The following is a 5,205-nucleotide window of genomic DNA, read 5'->3' as shown; positions in this document are numbered from 1 at the left end:
GCGGAAGCACTCTATGCCGATCTCGGGCATTTCGGCCGCAAGCCGATCGTGCTCGCCTGGCTGTGGGTCGTGTTCCCGTGCCTGCTGCTGAACTATGCCGGGCAGGGTGCCTTCGTGCTGGCCAAGAACGGCGTCGTCGGCCATCCTTTCTTTGAGATGAACGAAGGCTGGACGCTGATCCCGATGGTCGTGCTGGCGACCGCCGCGACGGTCATCGCCAGCCAGGCGGTGATCTCGGGCGCCTTCTCGCTGACCAGGCAGGCGGTGCAGCTCAACATGCTGCCGCGCCTTGAAATCCTGCACACCTCGGAGAAACAGTCCGGCCAGATCTACATGCCGCGCGTCAACCTGCTGCTGGCGCTGGTGGTGATGATGCTGGTCGTCGGCTTCGGCGAATCCAGCAGGCTGGCGTCGGCATACGGCATCTCGGTGACCGGCAACATGCTGGTGACCACAGTGCTCTTGTTTGTGGTCATGACGCGGATTTGGAAATGGCGGCTGTGGGTGGCGGTCGCCATGACGGCGCTGTTCGGCTTCATCGACGTCGGCTTTTTTGCCTCCAACATCGTCAAAGTGTTCGAGGGCGGCTGGGCCTCGCTGGCCGTGGCCTTCACCATCGTGCTGGCCATGTGGACCTGGGTGCGCGGCAGCCGCTATCTGTTCGACAAGACCCGCCGCAACGAAATCCCGCTCGATTTCCTCGCCGGCAATCTCCTGAAGAAAAAGCCGCAGCTGGTGTCCGGCACCGCGGTGTTCCTGACGAGCGATCCACTCAGCGCGCCAACCGCGCTGATGCACAGCCTGAAGCACTACAAGGTGCTGCACGAGCAGAACGTCATCCTTTCGGTGGTGACCGCGCCGCAACCGGTGGTGCCCGACAGCGACCGGGTCAAGATGGAGACGGTCAACGAGCTGTTCATGCGGGTGACGCTGACCTTCGGCTACATGGAGCAGCCGAACATCCCGCGCGCGCTGGCGATCTGCCGCAAGCAAGGCTGGAAGTTCGACATCATGACGACCTCGTTCTTCCTGTCACGGCGTTCGCTCAAGGCCTCGCCCAATTCCGGCATGCCGGTGTGGCAGGACCGGTTGTTCATCGGCCTGGCGCGTACGGCGGCCGACGCGACGGAGTACTTCCAGATCCCGACCGGACGCGTCGTCGAGATCGGAACGCAAGTGACGATTTAGGGCATGCCGCGGTTGAGAAGAATCGGTGCTGTCACATTGATTGAGCGGTAAGGAAATTCAGGTAGCAGCGCGCCCGGCACTGTAAGTTTCAGCGGCTTGATGCAGCGATAGCTGGCCGGGACGGCTGTCACGCTGTGGCGACACACGCGATTTTGTTCCAGATTTGCATGGGGCGTTACGCAGGTCTCGATGTTGAGCCGATGACAGCGCATTGCAGGGAAAGTGAGCAGGTCGGCAATCGGATCATGGATGGAAACGAACCGCTGAAGCTGGCGTGCCGACTTGAAGCGTTTCATGATCCTTTCGCGTCGTCGGGTCGGCTGGTGCGAATTTTCCGCTCGATTATTCAGGCCTGTGTGCGACCGGTGTTCGACGCCGGGCATGAGGTCGCGCATGGCGGCATCATAGGATCGGAGCTTGTCGGTGATCATGATCCGTGGTGTCCGCCCTTGAGCTTTCAGCAACTTGCGCATCAGACGCTTTGCCGCCTTGGCATTTCGGCGGCTTTGTACCAGCACTTCGAGGACGAAGCCGTCCTGATCGACGGCACGCCGGAGCCACTGCTTCTTGCCACTGATAGCCACGACACATTCGTCGAGATGCCATTTATCGCCCAGGCAGCCGGCTGATATTGATCTCCTGGGCGGAATGCCGTCCGAATTTCTCCGCGCAGCTTCGAACGGTCTGATGCGTGACGATGATGCCGCGGGCCGCCAGCATGTCCTCAACCATGCGCAGGCTGAGCGGAAAGCGAAAGTAGAGCCATACCGCGTGCGCAATGATCTCGGCGGGAAAGCGGTGGCGACCATAGAGCGGATCACGAGCAACTTCTGACATGGCCCAATGTACGCACATCTTCATAAGCTGTCGGTTGACTTTACGATGCCGCGCCAAGCGAGCAGCATCCGGCCGGCGGGGCCGACCCCGTCTCCCGGCCGTGAGCAGAACGGCATCGCGCAGGTGCCGCTTCATCCTCGACCGGCCAGCCTGCTTTGCCGTTACCGCCGCCGCCGAAAGCGCCAGGCGTTGCCGCCAGGCGCCGATCCGCCGGCAGCGGTTCGTTTCCACCGATGATCCGAGTGCCAACCAGTTCCACTTTCCCCCAATACCTGCGTAACGCCGCCATGCAAATCTGGAACAAAATCGCGTATGTCGCCGCAGCATGACAGCCGTCCCGACCAGCTATCGCTGCATCAATACGCTGATATCTTTACAGTGCCCGCACGCCTCTCGCGCGCCAACGGCCAGTCGGGTGTCGCGAATGAGGCGCGCTGAAGCCATCCGGCTCAGCCGATCATGGCGCTTCGGTTGCCGGGTTCGAGGTCGTGGCCTCTGCCGCTGCGCGATTCTAGCATTTGCGCCTTGGAGAGCTCTGCTTCAGCCTCGGCGAGGCATGGCTCGGCTGCGGTTCTCTGCCGCAGAAGGTCCGATTGCGAATTCTTGACGTTGTCACGACGTAGGCGAGCGGCCTTGGCGAACGTCGGATAAGCGAAATGATTGACATCGGAGATGCCGGCCTTCGTTTCCTCGGCGTTTAACTGGAAGTCCAGTTCTCGCGCCATGCGTTCGAAATCGGCAATCATGATGTCTAGCTGGTGCAACTGTCGCCGCTTCTCATTCACCTGAAATTGCTTCAGTCGGACCAGATTACCTCGTGGCTTCATGACTCGGTACTCCGGTACCCATTTCGTCCAATCAAACCGCTCTCTCCCCTTAACGTTAGGCCTACAGCGACTCTCACGTTTTCTGCTGCGAGCGGAAACATATTTTCCAAAATCCTTGGCCGATGGCTATGAGTTCAATGGCATCGACAAGCATGCGAGCGGGGGACTTAAGGGGCGGTAAAAAAAGGCGGAATAGGGCGATTTTCACAATGTCTGCATTGAACGCGTTGAGACCTGCGGCGGGCTTGACACACAAAGCAATCGTCAAGATTTGCGACATGGACGCCGGGGGGCATGAATACGCCCGCCGTCAGCTACACGCCCCCCGATTTCCGCCGCCTATTATCGCCCACGCGGTCTGGCTTTATTTCCGGTTTCCGCTGAGCCTGCGCCTGGTTGAGGAAATGCTGCTGGAACGCGGCATCGTGGTTTCGTATGAGACAAGTCGCCGGTGGGGCATCAAGTTCGGGCTGGACTGCGCTCGCTGCTTGCGCCGCAAGCCGCCGTGCCGGAATGACGTCTGGTACCTGAACGAAGTGGTCGTCACCATCGCCCGGCAAAAAGCTTTGGTTGTGGCGCACCGTCGACCAGGATGGATATGTGCTGGAGGAAATCGTGCAAAACCGCCGCAACACCAAGGCCGCCAAGCGCTTGCTGACGCGGCTGTTGAAGAAGCAGGGGCTCGCGCCGAAGCGCATGATCACCGACTAGCTGCGCTCGTATGGAGCGGCAAAGCGACAGGTGATGCCGGACGTCAAGCACCGGTCGCACAAGGGGTTGAACAACGGAGCGGAGAATTCCCATGTGCCGCCGCGAAAACGGGAGCGGATGATGCAGGGGTCCGATCGCCGAGAGGCCTGCAACGCTTCGTCTCGACCTTGTCAGCCCTCCGCAACCTCTTCGTCCCGCCCCGCCCCAAACGTTCTGCTCTCGCCATACATGTTCATCGCCTCAGCGCGATGGCGCTGGTGATATCACGACGCGTTTGTACCGCTCGACCTACGCCACAGGTGCCGACGCTGTGACGAGCTTCGTCGGTCGCGTGTCGAGTGACGGCACCGGGGACAATTATCGTCGACCGCAGTCCATTGCCCAGACCAAGGCGCTTCTCGGCGTCGGCACGATGGCAAATCGCAGCGTCACGATCTCGGCCGCTGCCCCTTCTGGCGGCGTGGACGGTGATTTCTGGGTGCAGCCGTAATGGCCCTTTACGTCAAAGCCTCCGGGGTCTGGGGGGCGGCCAGCGCCGTCTGGGTGAAAATCTCAAGCCTCTGGACCAAGGCTCGACAGGTCTATGTGCGCAGCTCGGGCGTCTGGGAGAAAATGTTCCCGATAGATCTGGTCTTCAATGGCACTCACGAAGACTCGACTGCCACGACCGTTTACACCCACACCAGCATTCCGCTTCTTGTCGCGCCACACGCTAATCGTCGTGTCATCGTGACAACTGAGACCACTGACACCGAAAGTGCAGTGACCGTCAACAGTATGACGATTGGGGGTGTGGCTGCCACCCTTCTCGCTCAGGTGGAAAGCATCTTCAATTCTGGTGTGGTCTATCTGTCAGTGTGGTCAGCCCTCGTGCCAACCGGTACGACGGCAACGATCGTGACCACGTATAGTGAGAGCGTGTTCCGTGACTACATGTCGGTCTATACGACCACCGATTGGGATGGTGTGGTGGGCACTGTTGCCTCTGACAACAATTCAACGGGTGGCCTGACAACGACCGTCAGCATTGGTGCCCTGGGCGCAGCGATCGCAATTGCGGGCAACGCCACCAAGGGGGCATCGGCACTGCGACATGGACCGGGCTGACCCAACAGTTCTCAAACACACCAGTCACGGATACAAACCACAACGGAGCAATGGCCATAGCTACCGCCGCCCAAGCTGCCCTCACCGTAACCTGTGCCTACAGCACTACTCCAGCACTTGCCGCACTGCTGGTGGTTCCGCGGTGCGCAACTCCTGACTGGCGACGGCGTCGGCGACATGCCTTACGGACTCGTATTGCCAGAGCTTGTAATCGTCGACAAACCAGCCAAGTCGGCTCTCGATCGCCGTAGCAAGCTCGTTATAGTCGAGGCTGTCGAGGCCGAGATCCCGCATTCTGGTTGTCATCGAGACCTCTACTTTTTCGGCAACTAGAGCGTTGAGGGTTTTGAGAACCAGTTGTTCAATTTCAAGTAATGTCATCACTAATACATGCCTTTTGATTGCAGATTCAGGTAATGCAACCCTGATCGGGGCCCAACCCCCAAAACGAGGTGTGCCGTTGAAACATGTTCTTGTCATTGACGATGATGCCGCAATGCGGCGCCTCATCGCCGAGTATCTCACGATGCATGCC

The 5,205-nt window shown here is 59.8% G+C and carries 5 protein-coding genes and 4 pseudogenes; 5 read left to right on the top strand and 4 right to left on the bottom strand.

What is annotated here, in order from left to right:
* On the top strand, positions 1-1,188 hold a 1,188-nt coding region (locus NKJ00_RS32070; protein WP_352632585.1), incomplete at its 5' end, for a KUP/HAK/KT family potassium transporter.
* 127 nt (positions 1,189-1,315) lie between these two features.
* Here NKJ00_RS32070 and NKJ00_RS32065 read toward each other — a convergent pair.
* The 3 genes and pseudogenes from NKJ00_RS32065 to NKJ00_RS32055 all read right to left on the bottom strand — a co-directional run bounded on the left by NKJ00_RS32065 (position 1,316) and on the right by NKJ00_RS32055 (position 2,852).
* Positions 1,316-2,025: pseudogene (locus tag NKJ00_RS32065) on the bottom strand (IS6 family transposase).
* A 75-nt stretch (positions 2,026-2,100) separates the two neighbouring features.
* Positions 2,101-2,352: pseudogene (locus NKJ00_RS32060) on the bottom strand (DUF1403 family protein); the annotation flags it as partial.
* Between the two features lie 122 nt (positions 2,353-2,474).
* Positions 2,475-2,852, bottom strand: coding sequence for a hypothetical protein (locus NKJ00_RS32055; RefSeq protein WP_023679574.1), 378 nt, complete (start codon positions 2,850-2,852; stop codon positions 2,475-2,477).
* A 294-nt stretch (positions 2,853-3,146) separates the two neighbouring features.
* Here NKJ00_RS32055 and NKJ00_RS32050 point away from each other — a divergent pair.
* The 3 genes and pseudogenes from NKJ00_RS32050 (at position 3,147) to NKJ00_RS32040 (ending at position 4,670) form a co-directional block, all read left to right on the top strand.
* Positions 3,147-3,877: pseudogene (locus NKJ00_RS32050) on the top strand (IS6 family transposase).
* Positions 3,874-4,053, top strand: a complete 180-nt coding sequence (locus NKJ00_RS32045) for a hypothetical protein (protein ID WP_031194388.1) — start codon at positions 3,874-3,876, stop codon at positions 4,051-4,053. The pseudogene NKJ00_RS32050 and the gene NKJ00_RS32045 overlap by 4 nt, the downstream one beginning before the upstream one ends.
* A complete protein-coding gene (locus tag NKJ00_RS32040) occupies positions 4,053-4,670 on the top strand; it encodes a hypothetical protein (RefSeq protein WP_023737119.1) in 618 nt (205 codons plus the stop codon). The genes NKJ00_RS32045 and NKJ00_RS32040 overlap by 1 nt, the downstream gene beginning before the upstream one ends.
* Positions 4,671-4,775: 105 nt before the next feature.
* Here NKJ00_RS32040 and NKJ00_RS32035 read toward each other — a convergent pair whose 3' ends face one another.
* Entirely contained in the window at positions 4,776-5,051 is a 276-nt protein-coding gene (locus tag NKJ00_RS32035; RefSeq protein ID WP_023679571.1) for an acyl carrier protein, read from the bottom strand.
* A 79-nt stretch (positions 5,052-5,130) separates the two neighbouring features.
* Here NKJ00_RS32035 and NKJ00_RS32030 point away from each other — a divergent pair.
* Positions 5,131-5,205, top strand: a pseudogene (locus tag NKJ00_RS32030) (DNA-binding response regulator); the annotation flags it as partial.

The organism is Mesorhizobium sp. M0227 (assembly GCF_040321855.1).
GTDB lineage: Bacteria > Pseudomonadota > Alphaproteobacteria > Rhizobiales > Rhizobiaceae > Mesorhizobium.
This window is presented reverse-complemented; position numbering and strand designations above follow the sequence as displayed.

Bases quoted from the DNA above. Each gene is read 5' to 3' on its own strand.
- NKJ00_RS32055 (WP_023679574.1), bottom strand. From the start codon at position 2,852: ATGAAGCCACGAGGTAATCTGGTCCGACTGAAGCAATTTCAGGTGAAT.
- NKJ00_RS32040 (WP_023737119.1), top strand. From the start codon at position 4,053: ATGGCCCTTTACGTCAAAGCCTCCGGGGTCTGGGGGGCGGCCAGCGCC.
- NKJ00_RS32035 (WP_023679571.1), bottom strand. From the start codon at position 5,051: ATGACATTACTTGAAATTGAACAACTGGTTCTCAAAACCCTCAACGCT.